Source organism: Immundisolibacter sp. (genome assembly GCF_050250495.1).
Taxonomy (GTDB): Bacteria; Pseudomonadota; Gammaproteobacteria; order Immundisolibacterales; family Immundisolibacteraceae; genus Immundisolibacter.
In genome coordinates, this window is sequence record NZ_JBFWOM010000004.1 from 101,245 (window position 1) to 126,192 (window position 24,948).

Below are 24,948 nucleotides of genomic sequence, written 5' to 3' on the forward strand. Positions count from 1 at the left end.
CGCGGGGCTCCGGGTCAGACGTGGTACAGGTCGAGCGTGGTGTCGAGCAGGTCGTTGGTGAGGACGATGGTCTTGCGGGCGATGCGCCAGCCGCCAGACTCAAGGCGCAGCGTGTGCCGGTAGCTGCCGGCGTAGGACCAGGTGCGGCGGTTGCGGTACACCTGCGTGTGCCAGCGCGCGGCAAGCTCGGCCGTGGCGTTGTCGCACGCCAGCACGCGCAGACCGCCGACGAGGTGTGAGGTGCGCGGCAACGGCACGGACGCCGGCGAGTCGCCGCGGCTCCAGCGCCAGGCGCGATCGGACAGCGCCGGGCGGCCCTCCACGTAGAACAGGGACACCTCGCGGTGCGGGTCGGCCGTCAGGCGGTGCTCGGCATCCCAGGCCGGCGCCCACAGCACGGCGTCCTCGGTGAACAGCGCCAGCCAGTCGTCCCAGCGCTGCTCGTCAAGGCAGGCGGCCTCGTCCAGCAGCACGCCGGTCAGCGCCTGCCAGGTGGCAAAGTCCGGCGCGCCGCTCATCGCGCACCCCGGGCGTCGCCCGCGCTCATCAGGCGCAGCCACTCGTCGTACTGACTCATGGTGCAGCCCTCGTAGCCGATGATGCCGCTGCTCTCCAGCGGAATGCCGAGCCCACGGGCGACCGCGTCGTCACCCACGGTGCGGTTGTGCAGGCCAAAGGCGATGAAGCTGTCCTGCGCCTGCGAGCCCAGCGCGCCCTGGTGGCACTGCTCGAACTCCTCGTTGTCGTCGGGCGTGCCCATGCCGCTGCCCATGAAGAATTCCTCGAACTGCCGCAGGCGCCGGCTGCGCTCGTCGGCGCTCTCGGTGACCGGCGCCAGGCAGTAGAAGGTGATCTCGGTGCGATCGACCGCCACCGGGCGGAAGCTGCGGATCAGCGTCGCCATCTGATCCAGCATGTGCAGGTTCGGGTACAGCGACAGGTTGCGGAAGATGCTGGTCATCCACTCGGCACGCGCGGCGCCGAAGCGCGCCTCGAGCTGCGCGCGCTGGCGGTAGATCGGCCGGTCCTGCGGGTTCGGAAAGTTGAACCAGATGCTGGTGTGCCCGTGGCCGAAGGTCCACTGGCCGCCGCGCTTCTCGTGCATCTTGTCGATCTGCATGGTGCGCACGGCGGCGGCGCGCTCGTCCTTGCGCTTGGCGACGCCGAGCAAGGACTTGTGTGCGTAGTCGGGATGCAGGCCGTCGCCGCCGCCGTTTTCCAGCATCAGCTTCCAGTTGCCGTGGTAGACGCAGGTGGAAGCGCCCGGCAGCACGGTGATGCCGTCCGGGCACTGATCGACCAGCATGTCGATGAACACGGCGGCACCGCCGAGGTGCTCGGCAAGGCTCGGCACGTCGGCACCGAGGCTGCCAAACACGAAGCCGCGGTAGCTTTCGAGCCGCGCGATCGGCGTGAGCCCGACCCGATCGGTCGAGAAATCCGCCGGGTAGCCGTGCTCGGCTCGCTGCACCCAAAGCGCCTTGCCATCGGCGCCAAAAGTCCAGCCGTGGTAGCTGCATACGTGCTGTTTTCGGTTGCCGCGCTCGGTGCGGCACAGGCGCGCGCCGCGGTGCGCGCAGGCGTTGATGAAGCCGTGCAGCACGCCCGCGCCGTCACGCTGCACGAACACCGGCCGGCGACCCATGTGGGTGGTGAAGAAATCGTAAGGCCGCGGCAGCTGGCTCTCGTGGCAGACGAACTGCCACGAGCGCTCGAAGATGCGTTCTAGCTCCAGCTCGAACAGCTCCGGGTCCGTGTAGACGGAGCGGTTCACACGGTACACGCCCTGGTCCGGGCGACGATCGAACAGACTGGCCAGATACTCGGCGCTGCCCTTGTCGACCGGCGCGCGGGCATGCGGTGCGTTCATGCGGTGTCTCCGGCGCGGCGGGCGGCGGTCAGCCGTGCCGCCCGATGGTCTGGATGCCGCGGTTCTGCTCGCTGGCCAGCTTGCGCCAGGCCATGATGCAGGCGTCGGCCTCGAACAATTGCTCTTTCAGCCAGCCCCAGTCGTCCTGGTAGAACGGCTGCGTGGCCTCGCGCGCCCAGATGTCGTCGTCGTTGAAGCCATGCGCGTAGAGGTCCTTCCACAGCGCCTCGTACTCGGCGGCGAACTCGGCGTCCGCGTCCGGCCCCGCCACCACCTTGGTGGCGCAGTGGATGTACCAGTGGCTGTCGGCGTCGCGCGGTACGTACCACTCGAAGTGGATCATCGCCGGGTCCGGGAACGGGTCGACCTTGAGCACGCCCGGCATCCACAGCGAGATTTCATGCGCGATGCGCTTGTCGCCGCCGTGGATGGCGCGACACACCACCTCGCCCTTCACGCTGCCCTCGAAGTGCGGCACGCCGCGCTCGGCGAGCAGGTCGAACACGCCGATGTTGCCGCCATCGGTGTGGCGAATCTCGAACAGCGGCTCGTCGCTGTTGGGGTTGGGCGCAAAGCCCAGCGGCAGCATGGTCTGGTTGCCGCGGATCAGGCGCGAGTCCTTGTGGATGAAGATGTGCGTGGTGTCGAAGCCGTTCTCGGCGCCGATGCGCCAGTTGGCGTTCACCACGCGGCGGAACGGCTGCACGCGGCGGTTCGCATCGGTGAAGCCGGGCGGCAGATCGCGCGCCAGCGGCGATGGCGTGCCCTCCCCCAGAAACACGAACACGAGGTTGCCGGCTTCCTCGACCGGGTAGCTCTTCAGCGCGCGGGTGCCGATCAGCTTGCTCGACGGGTCGGTCAGGATGTCGCACAGCTTCCCGTCAGCCCACTGATAGGTCCAGCCGTGGTACCAGCAGGTCACGGTGTCCTTGCTGTAGCACTCGACCTTGCGCGACAGCGGCACGCCGCGGTGCAGGCACTGGTCCTTGATGCAGTACACGCGCCCGTCGATGCGGTTCAGCAGCAGGTTCTCACCGGCCAGCTGGAACGGCACCGGCTTGCCCTCGGCCACCTCGGCGCTATTGAGGGTGGGATACCAGTGGTTGCGAAAACCGAGCTTGGCCTCGGCGTAGCCGCGCCAGTCGCGGATGCGCTCCAGCACCTGCGGGTCGACCAGCGGGGCAACGGGCGTGTTCATGCGTGTTCTTCCTTGAAGGTGGGGGCGAATCAGAAATCCATCAGGCCGCGGTAGCCGCGCCAGAAGGCGCGGATCAGGGCCTCGTCGACCAGGCTTTCGGAGCTGTCCACGCCGCGTCCGCCGAGCGCGTCGTAGGCGTGCTCGCCGGACGCGCCGACGATGCCCTGCTGCACCAGCTGCGTGGCCTCGCCGTCTTCCATGGAGATGTAGCCGGCCGGGCCGACCAGGTTGGCCTGCTTGATGCGCATGGCGCGCACGTCCGGCGTGTCGTCGACGTAACCGAAGAAGTGGAACACCAGCTCGAACGCGTCCACGCCCTTGGGCACGATCTGGCGCACCGCCAGCGTGTTGTGGATCTGCTGCAGGACCATGCTCGGGAACAGCGACTGGATGTGGTTCGTGAACACCGGTTCGAGCTCCAGGTGCACGTCCAGCAGCGAAGGGTCGGCGAGTTTCACGTTCTCGTCGTAGGTGCGGATCTTGCCGGTCTTGTACTCGCCAAGGTCCTCGTCCTCGATCTTCCACACGCGAAGGATGCTGTGCACGCCGCGCTCGCCGCCGAGCGTGCAGGCGCCGCCCATCGATGAGCGGTACACGCCGAAGGTGGCGTGGAACAGGTGCAGCAGCGAGGCGTGGTACGGGTCCTTGGTGTTCTCGGTGTACAGCTTCCAGTTGGAGTGGATGTACTGGCGCGACGTGCCGAGGAACTCGACCGGCCCGATGAACACCCGGTCCACCCAGCGCAGCATTTCCGGGCCGAGGTAGGTTTCCAGTGGCGGCGTGGCCGCGCTGAAGCTCGCGAATACCAGCCCCTTGCAGCGGGCCACGCGCAACTGCTGCAGGCCGTGTTCGGCAAGATCGAAGTCGGCCGGATAGCCACCCTTGCCGCCAAGGCCCTTGCGAAAAGGCACGCCGACCAGCGCGCCGGAGGCGTCGTAGGCCCACTGGTGATAGACGCAGGTGTGCGTCTGGCTGTTGCCGCGCAACTCGCGGCACACCAGCGCCCCGCGGTGCGCGCAGCGGTTGACCCAGGCGTGCACCTCGCCCGCGGCGTCGCGCGCCACCACCACCGGCGTCTGCCCGACGTAGGTGGCCTTCCAGTCGAAGGGCTTCGGCAGCTCCGCCTCTAGCGCGACGAAGTTCCAGGTCGGCCCGCGGAAGATGCGTTCCTGTTCCAGCTCGAACACGGCAGGGTCGCTGTACACCCAGTACGGCACCTCGGCGACGTCGTCCGGCCAGGCGCGGTCGGGCACAGGAGTGGCGAGCGGCTGATTCATGGCGAATCTCCGGGTGGGTCAGGACGGTGTCGACTGAATGCCGCGCAGCAGCAGGCGCAGCACGTGCGCCGCCACCTGCTCGGGGTCGTCGTGTTCAGGCTTGTAGCCGGGGAACAGCGGGCGCAGCGCGCGCACCTCGTAGTGGTGCAGCACCAGCGCCAGCAGCGAGTGGGCGAGCAGCGTCGCGTCCTGCCGCGGCGCGATTTCGGCAAACAGGTCAACGGTCGCCTGGAACTGACTGGCGAACAAGGTGGATGCCTGCAGCTCCATCTGCTCGGCATCGCCGGCGAGCTGCTCGCGCTTCATCAGGCGCACGAAATCGTGGTTTCCGGCGACGAACGCGCAGTACTCGCGCACATAGGTGGCGAGTCGCGCGTGCGGATCGTCGCTGCCGTGCAGGACTTCCAGCGCCCAGTGCTGCGCCGCGCGGCCGTAGGCGCGGTCGAGTACCGCCATGTACAGCGCGCGCTTGCTCGGGAAGTAGTGATACAGCGTGCCGATGGTGAGCCCGGCGGCGGTCGCGATCATGCGCATGGTGACGGCGCCGTAGCCCTCCGTCGCGAACAGCGGCAGCGCCTGCGCGAGGATGCGGTCGTGGCCGAGCGATTCGGCCGGCGTGGGCAGGGCGGTAGTCGACAAAAGGCAAAAGCTCCAAGGAGGGCGGCGGTCGCGGCGGTCGGGTGCTGGCCACAGCGCAGGAGTGTTGCCGCCGTTTGGCAAAAAAAGCTACCCTCGATTTGACCGTCAATCAAGCGATTGATCGAAAAAATCCGGGGAGCTTGCCGATGGCCGCACATACCGCTTCGGGGCACGCGCCGACAGGTTGGTTCGCGCTGCCGGCGATCATGGTACTGGTCGCCTTGGCGGGCTTGTGGCGCGGCGGTGCGTGGGTGTGGCTGGGTATCGCGCAGCTGCCCGTGCTGGCGCTGATCGACACCCTGCTTGGCCCGGACACACGCCCCCGCGCCGCGTTATCGCCGGTGCTGGCGGATCTGCTGCTCGTGCTGCAACTACCGCTGGTGATGGCGCTGTGGGCGGTGTTCGCCTGGCGCGTCGGGCCCGGCGCCGCGGCGCTGCACGGCGCGGACTGGCTAGGCCTCACGCTGTCTACGGCATTTGTCACCGCCTATGGCGCGTTGCCGGCGTCGCATGAACTCGGCCACCGCGACGACGCGCTGCGCCGGCGCGTCGGCAACCTGCTCGACACCTTCCTGCTGGCGCCCTACGGCGTGCTGTCACACAACCACGTGCACCACCTCAAGCTCGACACGCCGATCGACGCCGAAACCGCGCGTCGCGGCCAGCGCCTGTACCGCTTCATGGTCTACATGGGCTGGAACCGCCACCTCGAAAGCTGGCGCGTGGAGGCGGCCCGCCTGCGCCGGCTGGGCGTGTCGCCCTGGTCGTGGCGCAGCGCCGTGTGGCGCGGCTTTGCGCAGTACGCGCTGGTGCTGACAGCAGTGGGCGCCGTCGCCGGCGCGCGCGGCGTGGCGCTCGCCGTGCTGGTATCGGTGCTCGCCCTGCTGATGCTGACGGCGCTGTCGTACTCGCAGCATTACGGCCTGACGCGTGTGCCGGATTCGCCGGTACGCGTCCACCACGCCTGGAACCACCTGTACCCGCTGACGCGCGGCGGCATGTTCGAGATCACCACCCACTCGCAGCACCACATGGACGTCAACGTGCGCTACTGGGAGCTGACGCCGCTGCCGGACGCGCCGCAGATGCCAAGCGCTTGGGCCTGCCTGCTGATCGCGCTGATTCCCCCGCTGTGGGCGCGCGTGATGCGCCCGCGTCTTGCCGACTGGGACCGCCGCCATGCGGTGGCCGAGGAGCAGACGCTGGCCGCCCGGGCCACCGCCGCGGCCGGCTGGGCGCCGCTGACCGAATCCGTCTGAGCCACTCCACGCCCCACCTCACGCACAGAGCAACGCCATGCCGAACCATGACCCGCTGGCCTTGATCGTCGACGCGCCGCAGGCGCACCGGTACCTGGTGCACAAGCGTGCCTTCGTCGACGCGGCGCTGTTCGAGCGCGAGATGGACGCGATCTACGGCCGCCTGTGGCTGTACGTCGGCCACGACACGGAAATCCCGACACCCGGCGATTTCGTCACCCGCACCGTGGCCAGGCGGCCCCTGCTGTTCGTGCGCGGCGGCGACGGCGTGCCGCGCGTGTTCCTGAACAGCTGCACGCACAACGGCGCCAAGGTGTGCCGCGAGGAATTCGGCAACCGCCGCCACTTTGCCTGCGCCTACCACGGCTGGGTGTTCGACCACGACGGCGCGCTGTGCGACGTGCCGGGCGAAGCCGCGTTCGGCCCGCAGTTCGACAAGGCCGACGAGGGCCTGATCCCGCCGCCGAGCCAGGACAGCTACCGCGGCTTCACCTTCGTCAGCTTCGCGCGGCGCGATGATCTCGTGGACTACCTCGCCGGTGCCGCGCAGTACCTCGACATCCTGTGCGCGACCAGCGCCGCCGGCATGCGGGTGCTGCCGGGCACGCACGTCTACGCCTCGCGCGCCAACTGGAAGATGCTGCCGGTGAACGTGATCGACGGTAACCACTTCATGCCGACGCACGTGACGTACCTCCAGTACCTGCGCGAGCGCGGCAGCGAGATGAAGGAGCCGATCCGTGACTTCCACGAGGCGCATCTCGGGAACGGCCACACGGTGTTCGAGTACGAAGCGCCGTGGGGCCGTCCGCAGGGCAAGCCGGACCCGGCCTGGAGCGACGCCGTCAACGCGCAGATCACCGCGCGCCGCGAGGGGCTGATAGAACGCCTCGGGCCGGAGCTTGGCGACCGCATCGCGCGCAAGAACCGCAACCTCGTGATCTTTCCGAACCTCATCATCAACGACATCATGGGCACCACCATCCGCGTGGCGGAGCCGATCAGCGCCGGTTACATGGACGTGAGCGCGTGGCAGTTCTGCCCGGCCGACGACCCGCCCGAACTCGCCCACGTGCGTAACGAGCAGTTCCTGACCTTCCTGGGCCCCGGCGGCTTTGCGACGCCAGACGACATCGAGGGCATGGAAGCCTCCCAGCGCGGCTACGCCACCCACCGCGAGGCGCCCTGGATCAACTACTCCAAGGGCATCGCGGCGGAGCTCGCCGGCGGCTTCACGCGGCCCGGCGAATCCGACTTCATGATGCGGGCCTTCTTCAATGCCTGGCGCGGGTATCTGGGCATCGACTCGTTCGCGGAGGTCGCATGAACACGACCGACACCACCCGCGCCGAGGTCGAAACCCTGCTGGCGCGCGATGCCTGGCTGCTCGACACCTGGCAGCTCGACGAATGGCTCACGCTGTTCACGCCGGATGCGCGCTACGAGGTGCCGAGCACGGACCGCCCGGACGGTGACCCGGTGCAGAGTCTCTATCTGGTGGACGACGACTACCGGCAGCTGTGCTTTCGGGTCAAGCGCTTCAACCTGCCGCAGGGCCACGCCGAGCAGCCGCATTCCCGCACGCAGCGCCTGGTCACCAACGTGCTGCTGCACGGCGAGCAGGCCGGCGTGCTGCGCGCGACGGCGGCGTTTCTGATCGCCCGCACGCGGCACGGCGTGCAGGACCAGTTCGTCGGCCGCTACGAACTCGCGCTGGCACGCCAGGGCGGCGAACTGCGCTTCCAGCGTCGGCGCGCGCTGCTGGCGATGCCAGGGCTACGCCCGGTGGGGACGGTCGGGATAATCATCTAGCTTTTTGGCCGACTCTCCGGCTTCAGGCCAGAAACAGCCGGTAGCCGGCGCTGTCCGTCTCGTCCACGCACTCAAGGCCTGTCTCGGCCAGATGTGCCTTGAAACGCGCCCGCTCGGCCGGCGGCACCTGCAGGCCGACCAGCGCCCGGCCATCGGCTGCGCCGTGGTTGCGGTAGTGGAACAGGCTGATGTTCCAGTGCGCGCCTAGCCGCGCCAGGAAGTGCGCCAGCGCGCCGGGACGCTCGTCGAAGGTGAAGCGGTAGACCACTTCGTCCGGCAGCTTGCCGTGGCCGCCCACCATGTGCCGCAGGTGCAGCTTGGCGGCCTCGCTGTCGGTGAGGTCCACCACCGCGTAGCCGCGCCGGCGCAGGTCCGCGAACAGCGCCTCGCGCTGACTGGCGGCGGTGCGCACGCCGACGTACACCTGCGCGGCTTCGGCGCTGGCGTAGCGGTAGTTGAACTCGCTGATCTCGCGCGCTCCGATGGCCTCACAGAAGCGCACGAAGCTGCCCGGCCGCTCCGGGATGGTGGCGGCGAAGATGGCCTCGCGCCGCTCGCCGATCTCGGCCCGCTCGGCGACGTAGCGCAGGCGGTCGAAGTTCATGTTGGCGCCCGAGCACACGGCCACCAGCGTCTGCCCGTGGCAGCGCTCGCGCGCCACGTAGCGCTTGAGGCCGGCCAGCGCCAGCGCGCCGGCGGGTTCCACGATGGCGCGCGTGTCCTCGAAGGTGTCCTTGATGGCGGCGCAGATTTCGTCGTGATCGACCAGCAGCATCTCGTCCACGTACTCGCGTGCCAGGCGAAACGGCTCGCGGCCGACTTGGCGCACGGCGGTACCGTCCGCAAACAGGCCGACGCTTCGCAGGCTGACGCGCCGGCCGGTTTGCAGCGAGCGCGCCATGGCGTCAGCGTCGTCGGATTCCACGCCGACGATCCGCACCTGCGGGCGCAGGCGCTTCACATACGCCGCAATGCCGCCGATGAGGCCGCCGCCACCCACCGGCACGAAGATGGCATCGAGCGCGCCCTGGCGCTGTCGCAGCAGTTCGGCGCCAATGGTGCCTTGACCTGCGATGACCAGCGGGTCGTCGTAGGGATGCACGAAGCTCAAGCCCCGCTGCTCGGCGAGCGCCAGCGCGTGGCGCGAGGCGGCGGCGTAGTCCTCGCCGAACAGCAGCGTCTCGCCGCCCAGGCGCTGCACGGCGTCGACCTTGATCTGCGGCGTGGTGACGGGCATCACGATCAGGGCGTGGCTGCCGAGGTGGTGCGCCGCGAGCGCCACGCCCTGCGCGTGGTTGCCGGCGGAAGCCGTGACCACGCCGGCCTTGAGCGCGCTGCGCGGCAGGTGCGACATCTTGTTGAAGGCGCCGCGCAGCTTGAACGAGAACACCGGCTGCAGGTCCTCGCGCTTGAGCAGCACGCGGTTTTTGAGGCGCAGCGACAGGTTTTCTGCGGTGTCGAGCGGCGACTCGATGGCCACGTCGTAGACCCGCGCGTTCAGCGTCAGCACCAGGTAGTCGCGGGCCATGGGGCTTCCGTGTCGGGCGCTCAGGAGGTGGCGAGCGCCACCGCCTCGTCCACGTCCACCGCCACCAGGCGCGACACGCCGGGCTCGGACATGGTGACGCCGGTGAGCTGACCGGCCATTTCCATGGTGGTCTTGTTGTGGGTGATGACGATGAACTGCACCCGCGCCGACATCTCGCGCACCAGCGCGCAGAAACGGCCGACGTTGTGGTCGTCGAGCGGCGCGTCCACCTCGTCCAGCATGCAGAACGGCGCCGGGCTCAGCTCGAACAGCGCGAACACGAGCGCGATCGCCGTCAGCGCCTTCTCGCCGCCGGACAGCAGATGAATCGAGCTGTTCCGCTTGCCGGGCGGGCGGGCGACGATGCCGACGCCGGTTTCGAGCAGATCATCGTCCAGCAGTTCGAGGCGCGCCTCGCCGCCACCGAACAGGCGCGGGAAGGCGGCCATGAAGCCGGCGTTGGCGGCATCGAAGGTTTCCTTGAAGCGGCTGCGCGTCTCGCGATCCATGCGGCGGATGGCCTGCTCCATGGTCTCCAGCGCGGCGGCAAGATCCGCATGCTGGGCGTCCAGATACGTCTTGCGCTCGGCGAGCTCGCGCTGCTCGTCGATGGCGGCGAGGTTGATGGCGCCCAGGCGCTCGATGCGGCGGACAAGGTCCGCGATGGCGAATTCGAGCGCCGCCTCGTCGCGGTCGGTGGGTGCTTCCGCGATCAGGCGTCCGGCGTCGGCGTCGAATTCCTGCACCTGCCCGATCAGCGCCTCGAGACGCGTGGCGAGCTCCGTCACTTCGAGCCGCCGGGCCTCCACGTCGGCGCGGCGCTCCTGCATACCGCGCTCGGCCAGCAGGCGCGCCTGGTCGCGCTCGCGCAGCGCGTTCTCCGCCGTCGCCAGCGCGTCGCGCGCGGCGGCGAGCTGCGCCGCCGCCTGCTCGCGCGCCGTGAGTTGCGTTTGCAGTTCGGCCTGCACGGCCGCGAGCGGCGCGGCGCTCTCGTCGCGTTCGGCCAGCAGCGCGGCGTGGCGCTCGCGGATGCCGCTGCGCTGCGCCTGCCAGCCAAGCAGGGTCTGTTCGAGCGTAGCGATTTCAGTGCGCGCCGCCTGCGCGCGAAGGCGCAGCGTCTGCTGGCGCTCGCGCACGGCCTCCTGCGCCGCGCGCGCGTCGCGCACCGCCTGCTCGGCCGCGCGGCGCGCGGTCTCGCGCTGCTGGCGCTGCCCGGCAAGCGTCGCCTGCTCGTTGCGCGCCGCGTCGCGCGCGGCCTGCGCGGCGGCGAGTTCCGCGGTGTCGGCCGCGGCCTGTCGGTCGATCTCCGCAAGGTCGGTGGCAATAGCCTGCCGGCGCGCCTCGACGCGCTCGTGGTGGGCCTGCGCGGCGGCCTGGCGGGCCTGCAACTCCGCCACCTGCCGCAGCCCGGCACTGTGGCGCTGCCGCGCTTCGCCGCGCGCCTGCTCGGCCTGCGCAAGTGCGCCGCGCGCCACGCCGCGGGCGGCATCGAGCGCGGCGAGTTCCTGCTCGCCCTGCGCCAGGGCGTGTTGCAAGTCCGTGATCGCGGCGCCACGTTCGAGCACGCCCTCGCCCTGCCCTGTCGCCGGCAAAGCCAGCCAGTTGCGCCCGACGCGCGCGCCGTCCGCGGTCACGAAGCTCTCGTGCGCCGGCAGCGTGTGGCGACCGGCCAGCGCCTGCGCGAACGTGCCGGCACGGCGCACGCCGCCGATCAGCGCCGCCAGATCGACCGCGCTGTGCACGGCGCGCAGCAGGTCGCCGTCGGACGGCTCGGCGGAGCGCGATTCCACGAGCAACAGACCCGCGGCCTGGGCCAGTTCATCCGCCGGCAGCGCGTCCAGACTCGCCACCACCCGCGCCGCGATCCACGGCCCGAGCGTGGCTTCGAGCGCAGTGCGCCAGGCCGGCTCGGCATCCAGCGCCGCCAGCAGCACCGAGGTCTCGATGCCCCGCCAGGCGAGCCAATCCTCGGCGGGTTTGCTGCCGGCGAGCGCCGCCTGTTGCAGGGTTTCGAGCGCCGAAAGACGCCCGCGCTGCTCCCGCAGCGTGCTTTGCAGCCGCGCAGCGTCGGTGCCAATGCCGTCGAGCTGGGCGCGCAGACGCGCGATGTCGGCCTCGCTTGCGGCGAGTGCCGCATCGGCAGCGTGCGTATCCGCCTGCGCCGCAGCGAGCGCATCAGCCAGCGCCGCGGTGTCGACGCGTGTCTCCGCCGCGAGCTGCGCGAGTTCGCGGTCAAGACGCGTGCGCCGTTCGCCAAGCCGCGCCACGTGCTCCGCCACGCGCCGGGCACGCTCCTGCTCCAGCCGCTCGCGCTGGGCAGCGTCGCCCGCCGCGCTCGCCACGGCGTCGTGGGCGCGGCGGGCATCGTGCAGCCCCGCCTCGGCGGCGGACAGCGCCTCGACGGCTTGCGCGAGTTCCGCGTCGAGCCGCCGGTGCTCGTCCTCGCCCGCGTGCTGCGCGGCGGCGAGCTCGCGAAGGCGCGCATCGGTGTCCGCACACTGCTGGTCGATCCGCGCGGCGCTCGCGTCGAGCCGCGCCAGTTCCTGCGCGGTCCGGTCGCGCTGCTGCTGCATGGCGGCGATGGACTGCTCCAGTCGCGCCACTTCAGCGCCGACTTGGTACCACGCCTGCTGCGCCTCGCCCGTCACGCCAGTCGCGGCCGCCTGCGCCTCGCGCGCGGACTCCACCTGCGCCTCGGCCGCGCGCTGGGCAGCAGCCGCCTGCTCCTGCGCGGTGAGGGCGGCTTCGAGCGCGCGGCGGCGCTCGTCGGTGGCCGCCTGCAGCGCGCGCAGCCGGAATCCCAGCAGATGTCCGCGGGCCTGGCGCTCGGCGGCGCGCAGCTCGCGGAAGGTCTCGGCCGCCCGTGCCTGGCGCTCCAGCACCGTCAGGCGCTTGCCGATCTCGTCCCGCACGTCGTCCAGGCGCGCCATGTTGTCGCGCGTGTGGCGGATGCGGCCGGCGCTCTCCTGGCGGCGCTCCTTGTACTTCGAGATGCCGGCCACTTCCTCGATGAAGGCGCGCAGTTCTTCGGGCCGCGCCTCGATCAGGCGGGCGATCATGCCCTGCTCGATGATGGCGTAGCTGCGCGGCCCAAGGCCGGTGCCCAGAAAGATGTCCGTGATGTCGCGCCGGCGGCAACGGCTGCCGTTGAGGTAGTACATCGACTGGCCGTCGCGCGCGAGCTGGCGGCGCACGGCGATTTCCGCATACGCCGCCCAGGCGCCGCCGAGCGTGCCGGCGCTGTTGTCGAAGACGAGCTCGACGCTCGCCTTGCCGACCGGCTGGCGCGCGCTCGACCCGTTGAAGATCACGTCCGCCAGCGCGTCGCCACGCAGTTGCCGGGCCGAGCTTTCGCCGAGCACCCAGCGCACCGCATCCACCACGTTCGACTTGCCGCAGCCGTTCGGCCCCACGACGCCGGTCAGCGCGCCGCGCAGGTGCAGCGTGGTGGGATCGACGAAGGTCTTGAAACCCGCCAGGCGAATCGTCTTCAGCTTCATGCCGGGTGCTGTTCCTGACGACCGTCCTGCGTGTTGACCGGGCGCGGACCGGTCCGATAATGCGCGCCCCTGACACCCACATGGAGAAGCGCGTGGCGAGTTCACGCCCCCATCGCTCGAAACAGGCCCCGGTCGCATCCGCCGGCCTGCTGGAGACCTTCCCGAACCCGCACCCGCAGCGCGACTACACGGTGCGCATGCGCTGCCCGGAATTCACGTGTCTGTGCCCCAAGACCGGCCAGCCGGACTTCGCCACCGTGCACGTGGAGTACGTGCCGGACAAGACCTGCGTGGAACTGAAGTCGCTGAAATTATATCTGTGGTCGTTCCGCGACCAGGGCGCCTTCCACGAGGCGGTCACCGGGCAGATTCTGGATGACCTGGTGGCCGCGACGGCGCCACGGTTCATGCGCGTGACGGCAGAGTTCCTGGTGCGCGGCGGCATCTACACCACGGTGGTGGTGGAGCATCGCAAGCGGGGCTGGAAGCCGGCGGCGCCGGTCATTCTCGTCTGACGCCAGAAAAGCAAAAGGCCCGGTCTTTTGGACCGGGCCTTTTCCGATTTGGTAGCGGGGGCAGGATTTGAACCTACGACCTTCGGGTTATGAGCCCGACGAGCTACCGGACTGCTCCACCCCGCAACCGGACTGCGAATGATACGGATGACGGCCCCGCGGAGCAAGCCAAAATCTCATTGCGGCCTTAAAAAACTGCCTGACAGAGCGCGAGCAACGGCGCCGGGAACACGCCGAGCCCCAGCACCAGCACGCCGTTGACGCCCATGAACACGCGCACGTCGAGCGCCGGCATGATCGCCGGCTGGTCTTCCGGCGCGTCGAAGTACATGGCCTTGATGACGCGCAGGTAGTAGAACGCGCCCACCACCGAGAACAGCACCGCCACCATGGCAAGCCACAGCAGGTCGTGCTGCATCACGGCGCGGATGACGCCGAGCTTGGCGTAGAAGCCGACCGTCGGCGGCACGCCGGCCAGCGAGAACAGGATCACCATCATCACCAGCGCCAGCCACGGCGAGCGGCGGTTCAGACCCCGGAAGTCCTCGATGCGCTCGGCCTCGAAGCCGGCGCGGCTCAGCAGCATGATCATCCCGAACGCCGCCAGACCCGTCAGCGCGTAGGTGACCATGTAGAAAAGGCCGGCCGACAGACCTGCCGGGTTGTTCGCCAGCACGCCAAGCAGGAAAAAGCCCATGTGCGAGACGGTGGAGTACGCCAGCATGCGCTTCAAGTTCACCTGCGCGATGGCGACGAGGTTGCCGACCGCGAGCGACAGCACGGTGAGCACGATCAGCATCTGCTCCCACTGCTGGGCGAGCGCGGCGGCCGCGCCGGCCAGCAGCTTCACCACCAGCACGAAGGCGGCGAGTTTGCTCACGGTGGTCAGGAACGCCGTCACCGCCGTCGGTGCGCCGTGGTAGACGTCCGGCAGCCACATGTGAAACGGCGCGATGCCGAGCTTGAAGCCGATCCCCACCACCAGCATGGCGAGCGCGAGCCCCATCAGCGGGCCGAAGTTGCCGGCCCGTGCGTGCTCGCCCACCACCTGCCCGATGGTGGCCAGATCGAGCGACGCGGTCACGCCGTACAGCAGCGACATGCCGTACAGCACCAGTCCCGACGCCAGCGCGCCGAGAAAAAAGTATTTGATCGCCGCCTCGCTTGCCGCGCCGTTGTCCCGGTGCAGCGCCACCAGCGCATAGGACGACAGCGACAGCACTTCGAGCCCCAGATACAGCGTCAGCAGGCTGCCGGCGCTCGCCATCACCAGCAGACCCAGCGTCGCGAACAAGGACAGCACCAGAAACTCGCCCGTCAGCAGCGACCGCTGGCGCAGATAGTCGCGCCCGTACAGGAACACGCCGAACATGACGAGCAGCGCCATCACCTTGACCACCACGGCCACGGCATCGACCGTGTAATGGCCGCTGAAGGTGGACGCCGGACCCTGATAGACCTGCGCGACGGCGGTCAAGGTCGCCAGCAGCGACAGCTGCGCGGCCACGTAGGTGTTGCTGCGCTCGCGGCCCGGCCAGAACAGGTCCACCAGCAGGACCGCGCAGGCCATGCCCAGCAGCACCATCTCCGGCAGCGCGAGACCGAGATCGGGAAGGGTGAATTCCATGTTCGAGACGCCGTTTGCGAAGGGCCGCGCTTACAGGCCGAGCTTGCCGCGCTGCACGTGCGCGAGCAGCGCGTCCACCGAGCTGTGGGTGAGGTCGAGCAGCGGGTTTGGCCACACGCCCATGCCGAGCACCGCGAGCGCCAGCAGCCCCAGCACGATGAATTCTTCGGCCGTGAGATCCTTCAGCGCCGCCACCTTGGGGTTGGCCACCGCGCCGAACATGACGCGCTTGTACATCCACAGGTTGTAGGCGGCGCCGAGCACGAGACTGGTGCCGGCGAGAAACGCGATCCAGAACCCCTTGGGGAAGGCGGCCAGGATGACCATGAACTCGCCGACGAAGCCGGACGTGCCCGGCAGCCCGGAGTTGGCCATGGCAAACAGCATCATGAAGGTGGCGAACTTCGGCATGGTGTTGACCACGCCGCCGTAGTCGGCGATCTGCCGGCTGTGCACGCGGTCGTACATGACGCCCACGCACAGAAACATGGCGCCCGAGATGAAGCCGTGCGAGATCATCTGCACGAGCCCGCCCTCGATGCCCTGGGCGGTGCCAAGGAAGGTGCCGAGCGTGACGAAGCCCATGTGCGAGATGGACGAGTACGCGATCAGCTTCTTCATGTCCTGCTGCACCAGCGCCACCGCGCCGATGTAGACGATGGCGACCAGCGACAGCGCAATCATGAAGCCAGAAAACGCCATGCTGGCGTCGGGCGCGATCGGCAGTGACAAGCGCAGGAAGCCGTAACCGCCCATCTTGAGCATGATGGCCGCCAGCACCACCGAGCCGCCGGTCGGCGCCTCGACGTGCGCGTCCGGCAGCCACGTATGGACCGGCCACATCGGAATCTTCACCGCGAACGCCGCGAGGAAGGCGAGGAACAGTAGCTTCTGTGTCGGCAGATCGAGCCCGACGCGCTGGAAGTCGAGCAGGCTGAAGCTGCCGGTCTTCAGATGCAGGTAGATCAGCGCCAGCAGCAGCAGCACCGACCCCAGGAACGTGTACAGGAAGAACTTCAGCGTCGCGTAGACGCGGTTCGGGCCGCCCCAGATGCCGATGATGATGAACATCGGGATCAGCATCGCTTCCCAGAACACGTAGAACAGCATCGCATCGACGGCGCAGAACAGCCCGATCATCACGCCTTCCATCACCAGGAAAGCGCCGAGGTACTGGCTGAGCTGCTTCTCGACCGACACCCGCGCCATCGCCACCACCAACACGGTGATGAAGCTCGTCAGCAGGATGAACGGCAGCGCGATGCCGTCGATGCCGAGGTGGTAGTAGATGCCGAAGGATTCCACCCACGGCAAACGCTCGACAAACTGCAGCCCGCCGTTGGCAGGATCGAATCCCGTGTACAGCGGCAGCGTGATGGCGAACTCCACCACCGCCACCAGCAACGCCAGCGTGCGCGCCAGCGCCGGCTTGCGGTCGCCGGCCAGCAGCCAGACCAGCACCGCGCCCGCGATGGGTGTCCAGATGGCGATGCTCAACAGGGGCAGGGTTTGGCTCATGGCGGGCTCAGAAGCTCACGTACCAGATCAGGCCCAGCAGCGCGGCGAGACCGATGATCATGGCGAAGGCGTAGTGGTAGAGGTAACCGGTCTGGATGTGGCGCAGCGCGCCCGCCAGGCGGCCGACCGTGCGCGCGGTGCCGTTCACGGCAAGCCCGTCGATCAGCGCGACATCACCCACCCGCCACAGGAAGCCGCCGATGCCGCGCAGGCCGCCGGCGAACACCGTCTGGTTCACGTCGTCGAAGTAGTACTTGCGCTCGAAGATGTGGTGGACCAGCGAGAAGGTGTGCTGCACCCGCGCCGGCCACTGCGGGCGCCAGAGATAGAACACGGCCGCCGTGCCGGCACCGGCCAGCATCAGCCAGAAAGGCAGCGCCGTGAAGCCGTGCTGCGCAAACGCGAGCGCGCCGTGGAAATGCTCACCGAACTCGGCGAGCGTGGCGTGCTGCGGCAGGATCTGGATGGCCTTGCCGAAGTAGTCACCGAACAGCATGGGTTCGATGAGCGGCGCGCCGATTAGCACCGACGGGATCGCCAGCAGCACCAGCGGCCCGGTCACCACCCAGGGCGATTCGCGCAGGTGCTCGGCGGCGTGGTGATCCACCCGTGACCTGCCGTGGAACACCAGGAACAGCAGCCGAAAGCTGTACAGCGAGGTCACGAACACGCCGCCCAGCACGGCGAAGTGCGCAAAGCCCGCCGCCGGCAGCGACGACGCGGCGACCGCCTCGATGATGGCGTCCTTGGAATAGAAGCCCGCGAAGCCCGGGAAGCCGACCAGCGCCAGGGTGCCGATCCACGCCGTGAGTGCCGTGATCGGCATGTGCTTCCACAGGCCGCCCATCCTGCGCATGTCCTGCTCGTGGTGTAGGCCGATGATCACCGAACCCGCCGCCAGGAACAGCAGCGCCTTGAAGAAGGCGTGCGTGCCCAGGTGAAAGATCGCCGCCGTGTAGGCGGACGCGCCGAGCGCGACCGTCATGTAGCCGAGCTGCGACAGCGTGGAGTACGCCACCACGCGCTTGATGTCGGTCTGGATGAGGCCGAGCAGGCCCATGAAGAACGCCGTCACGGCGCCGATGAACAGCACGAAGTTGAGCGCCGCCTCGGACAGCTCGAACAGCGGCGACATGCGCGCCACGAGGAAGATGCCGGCCGTGACCATGGTCGCCGCATGGATCAGCGCCGAGATCGGCGTCGGGCCTTCCATGGAATCCGGCAGCCACACGTGCAGCGGCACCTGTGCGGACTTGGCCATCGCGCCGATGAACAGCAGCACGCAGATCACCGTCAGCGCCGACCACTCGCGGCCCGGCCAGATTTGCAGCGTCTCGCCGGCCAGCTCCGGCGCCTTGGCGAAGATGGCAGCGAAATCGAGCGTGCCGAACAGCGCCAGCACCGCCGCGATGCCGAGCATCATGCCCAGATCGCCGACGCGGTTGACCAGGAAGGCCTTGAGGTTCGCGAAGATCGCCGTCGGTTTCTCGTACCAGAAGCCGATCAGCAGATACGAGACCAGGCCCACGCCCTCCCAGCCGAAGAACAGCTGCAGGAAGTTGTTGGCCGTGACCAGCATCAGCATGGCGAACGTGAACAGGCTGATGTAGCTGAAAAAGCGCTGGTAGCCCGGGTCGTCGTGCATGTAGCCGATGGTGTAGATGTGCACCATCAGCGACACGAACGTCACCACCAGCATCATGGTGGCGGTGAGCTCGTCGATCAGGAAGCCGACCGAGACCTTCAGCGGCCCGCTCTGCACCCAGGTATACAGGTCCGTGTTCAGCACGTACTCGCCGCCGGCGGCCTTGCCCGCCAGCAGCAGCGAGTACACGTAGCAGGACAGCGCAAACGAAATGGCGACGCCGAGAATGGTCACGACGTGCGCGCCGCTGCGGCCGATGACGCGGCCGCCAAGGCCGGCCAGTAGGGCGCCCGCGAGCGGTGCCAGCACCGCGCCCAGGCACAGGAGGGTCAGCTTTTCCATCGCTCAGCCCTTGAGGTGGTCGAGGTCCTGGACGTTGATCGACGCCCGGTTTCGGAACAGCACCACGATGATGGCAAGACCGATGGCCGACTCCGCCGCCGCCACCGTGAGCACAAAGAACACGAACACCTGACCCGCGATGTCGTGCAGGAAGTGCGAGAAGGCGACGAAGTTCATGTTCACGGCCAGCAGCAGCAGCTCCACCGACATCAGCAGGATGATCATGTTCTTGCGGTTGATGAAGATGCCGAACATGCCGAGCGCGAACAGCACGGCGCCCAGCACCAGGTAATCGGTCAGTGTGACCACGGCTCAGCGCTCCTCGGTCGGTGAGTCAACGTTGACCGGCGCGTCGCCGCGCGGCAGGTCGAGCAGCTGCATGCGCCCGCGCGGGCTCACGTGCACCTGCGCCGACGGCGGCACGTACTTGCTCGCGCGCACGCCGCGGAAGGTGAGCCCGATGGCCGCCACCATGCCGATCAGCAGGATCACCGCCGCGATCTCGAACGGATACGCGTAGTCGGTGTAGAGCACGGCGGCGATCGCCTGCACGTTGCTGACCGCCTCGCCCTGCGGCGGGCGGGAGAGCGCCGTGTCGAGCTGACCCGTGCCGTACACCAGCACCATCTCGAACACGATCAGCAGCGTCACCGCGAGCCCGAGCGGCAGGTGACTGCCGAAACCCTCGCGCAGCTCCGCGCGGTGGATGTCGAGCATCATCACCACGAACAGCCACAGCACCATCACCGCGCCCACGTACACCAGCACTAGCGCGATGGCGAGAAACTCGGCCTCCAGGATCAGCCACAGCCCGGCGCAGGTGAAGAACGCCAGCACCAGGAACAGCACAGCGCGCACGGCGTTGCGCACGCTGACCACCATGCCGGCCGCGAACACCAGGATCGCGGACAGCAGATAAAAAACGATCTTCTCGGTACCCATGTCGGTGTCGGCCGGCAGTGTGGAAGTCAGCGGTAGGCGGCGTCGGCGGCGCGGTCGGCGGCGATCTGCGCCTCCATGCGGTCGCCGATGGCCAGCAGCGTCGACTTGTCGTACACGCGCTCGCTGTTGGCTTCCATGTGGAAGTGGTTGAAGCGCGTCAGCACGATGGAGTCGACCGGGCAGGCTTCCTCGCAGAACCCGCAGTAGATGCACTTGAACATGTCGATGTCGTAGCGCGTGGTGCGGCGGGTGCCGTCGGCGCGCGGCTCGGACTCGATCGTGATGGCAAGCGCCGGGCACACCGCCTCGCACAGCTTGCAGGCAATGCAGCGCTCCTCGCCGTTCGGGTAGCGGCGCAGCGCATGCAGGCCGCGAAAACGCGGCGACACGGGGGTTTTTTCTTCCGGAAACTGCACCGTCACCTTCGGCTTGAACAAATGACGCAGCGTCACGCCAAGGCCGGACAACAGCTCCAGCAGCAGCAGGCTTTTGAGGTACTGGGCAACACGGTTCATGTCATGCCCTCAGTTGAACCACGGCGGCAGGCGATACAGCACCGCCGTCGACACCACCACCAGCCACACGATGGTGATGGGGATGAACACCTTCCAGCCGAGCCGCATGATCTGGTCGTAGCGATAGCGCGGGAAGGTGGCGCGGAACCACAGGAAGCAGAACAGCAGGAAGGCGACCTTGGCGATCAGCCACAGCGGCGACGGCACCCAGGCAAACGCGCCTTCCAGCAGCGGAATGCCCTGAAACGGCGACAGCCAGCCGCCCATGAACATGATGGCGGCGAGCGTCGACACCAGGATCATGTTGGCGTACTCGGCCAGGAAGAACACCGCGAAGGTCATGCCGGAGTATTCGACGTGGAAACCGGCCACGATCTCGGACTCGCCCTCGGCCACGTCGAACGGCGCGCGGTTGGTCTCCGCCACCGCCGATATTAAGTAGATGATCGCGATCGGCAGCATCGGCAGCCAGTACCAGGTCAGCAGGTTGCCGCTTTGCGCCAGCACGATCTTTTGAAGATTCAGGCTGCCGGCGCCGACCAGCACCACCACGATGGCGAAGCCCATCGCGATCTCGTAGGCCACGATCTGCGCCGCCGAGCGCATGGCGCCCAGAAACGCGTAGCGCGAGTTCGACGCCCAGCCGGCCAGGATCACGCCGTACACGCCCATTGAGGTGATGGCGAGCACGTACAGGAGACCCACGTCGATGTCGGCGATCGCAAGCCCCTCGCCGAACGGCACCACCGCCCAGGCGCCGAGCGCCGGGCCGATCACCAGCACTGGCGCCAGATAGAACAGGAACGGGTTGGCGCGGACCGGGACGATCACTTCCTTGGTCAGGAGCTTCAGCGCGTCCGCGATGGGTTGCAGCCAGCCGCGCGGTCCGACCCGGTTCGGGCCGATGCGCAGCTGCATGTAGCCGATGATCTTGCGCTCGGCGTAGGTCAGCCAGGCCACCGACACCAGCACCGGCACGATCACCACGCCGATCTTGAGCAGATTCCACAGCAGCAGTTGCAGCGGTTCGGGCACCGCCTGCCACAGCAGGATGAGCTGTTCCACCATCACACCCGCTCCAGAGTGACGGCCCCGTAGGCCGCGCCGAGCCCCTGCGGACCGGCGATACCGGACGGGATGCACGCCGTGCCGTCGGCCACGCGCGCGTCCACCGCCAGCGGCAGTTCGATGACCGCACCGCCCTGCTGCACGCGCAGGCGATCACCGGCCGCAAAGCCGAACTGCCGGCACTGCGCGTCATTGAGATACACCGCCGCCGCCGGCACGTCCGGCCGCTGCTGCAGCGCACCCGCGCGGCGGACGAGTGAGTCACTGCGATAGCAGGGCCAGTCACCGACCCGCGTGAGTGTGGCCGCCTGATCAGGCCAGGGCAGCGCCGAGGGGTCGACCGCCGGCGGCACGAAGGCCACCGCCTCGACCGCCGCCTGCACCTCGCCGCGCACGGCCGCCACGTCGTCGTACTCGAAGCCCGGCAGGTCCAGCAGGTTGGCGAGCACGCGCAGAATCTTCCAGCCCGGCCGCGCCTCGCCGGCGGGCTTCAGCGCCCCGTCGAAGCTCTGCCAGCGGCCTTCGCCGTTGACGAACGTGCCACCGGTCTCGGTGAAGGCGGCCATCGGCAGGATGACGTCGGCGTAGCCGCGCATGGCGTCGGTCACGAACGGCGTCAGCACCACCACGCACTGCGCGGCGTCGAACGCACCGAGCGCTGCCGCCGGGTCGGCGCAGTCGAACTCGGGCTCGAAGCCGGTCAGCAGGTAGCCGCGCAGGTGCTGATCGAGCATGGCCTGCGCCGGCAGGCCGGCCTGTTCGAGGTGCCCGCCGCCGGCGCGCCGGTGCGGCACGGCACCCGCCAGCCACGCGCCTGCGCCGTTGCCACCGGGGCTGGTCTGCGCCAGCGTGCCGCGGGCGAGTTCGGCAATCAGCGCCGCCAGCGCGCGCAGCGCGCCGTAGAACGGGCTCGCCAGCGCCTGATCGCCGAGCAGGACCAGCGCGCCCGGCTGCTGCTTGAGCGCATGGGCCACCTCGCGCTGCCAGGGCGTGGCGCTGACACCGGCCAGATGCGCGCTCCAGGCAGCGGGCACGGCCGCGCCATCCAGCAGCGCCACGGCGACGCCGGCGAGCTCCCCGACCATCGCGGCCGGCGACACCACCGCGCTGCCGCGCAGCGGATAGTTGAAGTCGTAGTCGTAGCTGGCGATCGAATAACCGGCCGCCGCGCGCTTGACGACGGCCTTGCGCAGGCGCGTGTTCAGCAGCGGCTGGTCCTTGCGCAAATTGCTGCCGACCAGCAGGAAGGCCGGCACCTGCTCAAGACCTGCGATGGCCGGCAGTGACGGGTGCAGCGGCGCCACCGCGTCGGCGCTGAAATCGGCCTGCCGCAGGCGGTGGTCGACGTTGTTCGAGCCGAGCGCGCGCGCCAGCTTTTGCGCGAGGTACAGCTCCTCGGTCGTCAACGTAGGCGCCAGCAGCGCACCGAGTTGCGCCGGGCCGTATTCCTTGATGACCGCCTGCAGGCCTTCCGCCGCGGCGGCGAGGGCTTCCTGCCAGGACACTTCGTGCCACGCGTCACCCTTGCGCAGCAACGGCTGCCGCGCGCGGTCGGGGCTGTTCAGGCCGAGGTAGGAATAGCGGTCGCGGTCGGACAGCCAGATCTCGTTCACCGCCTCGTTGGCGCGCGGCAGGAAGCGCTTGACCACACCGTTCGCGACGTTGATTTCAAGGTTGCTGCCAACGCAGTCGTGTGGCGCCACGCCCGGCCGGCGGGCAAGCTCCCAGGCGCGGGCGGTGAAGCGGTACGGCTTGTTGGTGAGCGCGCCCACCGGGCACAGGTCGACCACGTTGCCGGACAGTTCCGACCCCACGGCGCGCTCGATGTAGGTGCCGATGCGCATGAACTCGCCGCGCCCGGTGGCGCCGAGTTCCTTGATGCCGGCGATCTCCTCGCCGAAGCGCACGCAGCGCGTGCAGTGGATGCAGCGCGTCATCTCGATCTGGATGAGCGGACCGATGTCCTTGTCGTCCACCACGCGCTTGGCTTCGCTGTAGCGCGATTCCACCTTGCCGAAGCCGAGCGCCGTGTCCTGCAGGTTGCACTCGCCGCCCTCGTCGCAGATCGGGCAGTCGAGCGGGTGATTGATGAGCAGGAACTCCATCACCGCGCGCTGCGACTGCAGCGCCTTCGGCGACTTGGTGAACACCTTCATGCCTTCGGCGAGCGGCGTGGCGCAGGCCGGCACGGTCTTGGGCATCTTCTCCACTTCGACCAGGCACATGCGGCAGTTGGCCGCCACGCTCAGCTTTTCGTGGTAGCAGAAACGCGGGATGGTGATGCCGGCGGCATCGGCCGCCTGGATGATCATCTGGCCCTTGCGCGCCTGCAGCGCGGTGCCGTTGATCTCGATGTTCAGCAGGTCGTCGCTCATGGATATTCCCAAGCCGCTCAGGCGGCCGCGCCGAGTCGATCGCCGACCAGGCTGCGCTTGTGCTCGATGTAGTACGCGAACTCGTGCCGGTAGTGCCGCAGCATGCCCTGCACCGGCATGGCGGCGGCGTCACCCAGCGCGCAGATGGTGCGCCCGGCGATGTTGCCCGCCACCGACTCCAGCAGTTCCAGATCCTCGGGCCGGCCCTGGCCGTCGACGATGCGCGTCACCACCCGGTACAGCCAGCCGGTGCCCTCGCGGCACGGCGTGCACTGCCCGCAGGACTCGGCAAAGTAGAAGCGCGAGATGCGTTGCAGCATGCGCACCATGTCGGTGGTCTCGTCCATCACCACCACGGCACCGGAACCGAGCAGCGAGCCCGCCTTGGCGATCGAGTCGTAGTCCATGTTGGCGGCCAGCATGGCGTCCGCCGGCAGCACCGGCACGGATGAGCCGCCGGGGATGACCGCCTTCAGTTGCCGACCCTTCCACACGCCACCGGCCAGCGCCAGCAGATCCTTGAACGGCGTGCCGAGACGAATCTCGTAGTTGCCGGGCTTCTCGACATGGCCCGAGACCGAAAAAATCTTGCTGCCGCCGGCCTTCTCGACGCCCAGCGCCGCGAACCACGCCGCGCCCTCGCGCAGGATGGTCGGCACCGAGGCCATCGATTCCACGTTGTTGATGGTGGTCGGCCGGCCGTACAGGCCCACCGCTGCCGGGAACGGCGGCTTGAAGCGCGGCTGGCCTTTCTTGCCCTCCAGCGACTCCAGCAGCGCGGTTTCCTCGCCGCAGATGTAGGCGCCGGCGCCGAGCGTGCCGTAGAGCTCGAAGTTCACCCCGGAGCCGTTGATGTTCTGCCCGAGCAGCCCGGCCGCGTAGGCTTCCTTGAGCGCGGTCTCGAAACGCTCGAACACCTCGTCCATCCACTCGCCGCGCATGTACACGTAGCCGACCGTGGCGCCCATGGCGTAGCCGCCGATGGCCATGCCCTCAACCAGCGCGTGCGGGTTGAAGCGGATGATGTCCCGGTCCTTGCAGGTGCCGGGCTCGGACTCGTCGGCGTTGCAGACGAGGTACTTCTGCCCCGGCGCGTTGCGCGGCATGAACGACCACTTGAGCCCGGTCGGGAAGCCCGCGCCGCCACGGCCACGCAGGCCCGACGCCTTGACCTCCTCGATGACCTGCTCGGGCGTCAGCTCACCGGCCAGGATGCGCCGCCAGGCGCTGTAGCCGCCAAGGCGCGTGTAGGTATCGAAGGCCCACGGCTCGGGTTCGCCTAGGGTCGCAAAACAGACTTTGACTTCCGCCGTCATGG

20 protein-coding genes and 1 tRNA gene are annotated in these 24,948 nt (G+C 68.7%); 4 read left to right on the plus strand and 17 right to left on the minus strand.

Annotated elements, in window-relative coordinates:
• Positions 1-14: 14 nt before the first annotated feature.
• Genes AB7F93_RS04805 through AB7F93_RS04825 form a run of 5 tightly spaced genes read right to left on the minus strand, consistent with a single transcriptional unit; the run spans position 15 to position 4,984 of the window.
• Positions 15-518 (minus strand): aromatic-ring-hydroxylating dioxygenase subunit beta, encoded by a 504-nt coding sequence (locus AB7F93_RS04805; RefSeq protein WP_428301746.1) that lies wholly within the window; start codon positions 516-518, stop codon positions 15-17.
• Positions 515-1,870 (minus strand): aromatic ring-hydroxylating oxygenase subunit alpha, encoded by a 1,356-nt coding sequence (locus AB7F93_RS04810; protein WP_428301747.1) that lies wholly within the window; start codon positions 1,868-1,870, stop codon positions 515-517. Before AB7F93_RS04810 ends, AB7F93_RS04805 begins: the two co-directional genes overlap by 4 nt.
• Before the next feature lie 28 nt (positions 1,871-1,898).
• On the minus strand, positions 1,899-3,068 hold the full coding sequence (locus tag AB7F93_RS04815; RefSeq protein ID WP_428301748.1) for a Rieske 2Fe-2S domain-containing protein: 1,170 nt from the start codon (positions 3,066-3,068) through the stop codon (positions 1,899-1,901).
• A 29-nt stretch (positions 3,069-3,097) separates the two neighbouring features.
• Positions 3,098-4,345 (minus strand): aromatic ring-hydroxylating dioxygenase subunit alpha, encoded by a 1,248-nt coding sequence (locus AB7F93_RS04820; RefSeq protein ID WP_428301749.1) that lies wholly within the window; start codon positions 4,343-4,345, stop codon positions 3,098-3,100.
• 18 nt (positions 4,346-4,363) lie between these two features.
• On the minus strand, positions 4,364-4,984 hold the full coding sequence (locus tag AB7F93_RS04825) for a TetR/AcrR family transcriptional regulator (RefSeq protein ID WP_428301750.1): 621 nt from the start codon (positions 4,982-4,984) through the stop codon (positions 4,364-4,366).
• Positions 4,985-5,130: 146 nt separating this feature from the next.
• On the opposite strand from AB7F93_RS04825, the gene AB7F93_RS04830 reads away from it, so the two are divergent.
• Genes AB7F93_RS04830 through AB7F93_RS04840 form a run of 3 tightly spaced genes read left to right on the plus strand, consistent with a single transcriptional unit; the run spans position 5,131 to position 8,055 of the window.
• Positions 5,131-6,243, plus strand: a complete 1,113-nt coding sequence (locus tag AB7F93_RS04830; protein WP_428301751.1) for a fatty acid desaturase — start codon at positions 5,131-5,133, stop codon at positions 6,241-6,243.
• A 37-nt stretch (positions 6,244-6,280) separates the two neighbouring features.
• On the plus strand, positions 6,281-7,570 hold the full coding sequence (locus AB7F93_RS04835) for an aromatic ring-hydroxylating oxygenase subunit alpha (protein ID WP_428301752.1): 1,290 nt from the start codon (positions 6,281-6,283) through the stop codon (positions 7,568-7,570).
• Positions 7,567-8,055, plus strand: a complete 489-nt coding sequence (locus AB7F93_RS04840; protein ID WP_428301753.1) for an aromatic-ring-hydroxylating dioxygenase subunit beta — start codon at positions 7,567-7,569, stop codon at positions 8,053-8,055. The genes AB7F93_RS04835 and AB7F93_RS04840 overlap by 4 nt, the downstream gene beginning before the upstream one ends.
• Positions 8,056-8,077: 22 nt before the next feature.
• Here the strand turns inward: AB7F93_RS04840 and ilvA are convergent, their stop codons facing one another.
• Together ilvA and smc are read right to left on the minus strand one after the other, a co-directional pair.
• Entirely contained in the window at positions 8,078-9,583 is a 1,506-nt protein-coding gene (gene ilvA, locus AB7F93_RS04845) for a threonine ammonia-lyase, biosynthetic (RefSeq protein WP_428301754.1), read from the minus strand.
• A 20-nt stretch (positions 9,584-9,603) separates the two neighbouring features.
• Positions 9,604-13,083, minus strand: a complete 3,480-nt coding sequence (smc, locus tag AB7F93_RS04850; RefSeq protein ID WP_428301755.1) for a chromosome segregation protein SMC — start codon at positions 13,081-13,083, stop codon at positions 9,604-9,606.
• 92 nt (positions 13,084-13,175) lie between these two features.
• On the opposite strand from smc, the gene queF reads away from it, so the two are divergent.
• Positions 13,176-13,598 carry a preQ(1) synthase gene (gene queF / locus AB7F93_RS04855; RefSeq protein WP_428301756.1) on the plus strand — a complete coding sequence of 141 codons (423 nt, stop codon included), beginning with the start codon at positions 13,176-13,178 and terminating at the stop codon, positions 13,596-13,598.
• Between the two features lie 49 nt (positions 13,599-13,647).
• Here queF and AB7F93_RS04860 read toward each other — a convergent pair.
• The 10 genes from AB7F93_RS04860 to nuoF all read right to left on the minus strand — a co-directional run bounded on the left by AB7F93_RS04860 (position 13,648) and on the right by nuoF (position 24,946).
• Positions 13,648-13,724 (minus strand) — tRNA-Met (locus AB7F93_RS04860).
• 61 nt (positions 13,725-13,785) lie between these two features.
• A complete protein-coding gene (nuoN, locus tag AB7F93_RS04865) occupies positions 13,786-15,225 on the minus strand; it encodes an NADH-quinone oxidoreductase subunit NuoN (protein ID WP_428301757.1) in 1,440 nt (479 codons plus the stop codon).
• Between the two features lie 30 nt (positions 15,226-15,255).
• Complete coding sequence (locus AB7F93_RS04870; RefSeq protein WP_428301758.1) at positions 15,256-16,743, minus strand: NADH-quinone oxidoreductase subunit M; 1,488 nt, start codon at positions 16,741-16,743, stop codon at positions 15,256-15,258.
• 7 nt (positions 16,744-16,750) lie between these two features.
• Positions 16,751-18,730 (minus strand): NADH-quinone oxidoreductase subunit L, encoded by a 1,980-nt coding sequence (gene nuoL, locus AB7F93_RS04875; RefSeq protein ID WP_428301759.1) that lies wholly within the window; start codon positions 18,728-18,730, stop codon positions 16,751-16,753.
• A 3-nt stretch (positions 18,731-18,733) separates the two neighbouring features.
• Complete coding sequence (nuoK, locus tag AB7F93_RS04880) at positions 18,734-19,039, minus strand: NADH-quinone oxidoreductase subunit NuoK (protein WP_428301760.1); 306 nt, start codon at positions 19,037-19,039, stop codon at positions 18,734-18,736.
• Positions 19,040-19,042: 3 nt separating this feature from the next.
• On the minus strand, positions 19,043-19,672 hold the full coding sequence (locus AB7F93_RS04885) for an NADH-quinone oxidoreductase subunit J (protein WP_428301761.1): 630 nt from the start codon (positions 19,670-19,672) through the stop codon (positions 19,043-19,045).
• 26 nt (positions 19,673-19,698) lie between these two features.
• Positions 19,699-20,187: an NADH-quinone oxidoreductase subunit NuoI gene (gene nuoI, locus AB7F93_RS04890; RefSeq protein WP_428301762.1), complete on the minus strand. Its 489-nt coding sequence runs from the start codon at positions 20,185-20,187 to the stop codon at positions 19,699-19,701.
• A gap of 9 nt (positions 20,188-20,196) precedes the next feature.
• Entirely contained in the window at positions 20,197-21,255 is a 1,059-nt protein-coding gene (nuoH, locus tag AB7F93_RS04895) for an NADH-quinone oxidoreductase subunit NuoH (RefSeq protein ID WP_428301763.1), read from the minus strand.
• Positions 21,255-23,630, minus strand: a complete 2,376-nt coding sequence (gene nuoG / locus AB7F93_RS04900; protein WP_428301764.1) for an NADH-quinone oxidoreductase subunit NuoG — start codon at positions 23,628-23,630, stop codon at positions 21,255-21,257. Before nuoG ends, nuoH begins: the two co-directional genes overlap by 1 nt.
• Before the next feature lie 17 nt (positions 23,631-23,647).
• Positions 23,648-24,946: an NADH-quinone oxidoreductase subunit NuoF gene (nuoF, locus tag AB7F93_RS04905; RefSeq protein WP_428301765.1), complete on the minus strand. Its 1,299-nt coding sequence runs from the start codon at positions 24,944-24,946 to the stop codon at positions 23,648-23,650.
• Positions 24,947-24,948: the final 2 nt, after the last annotated feature.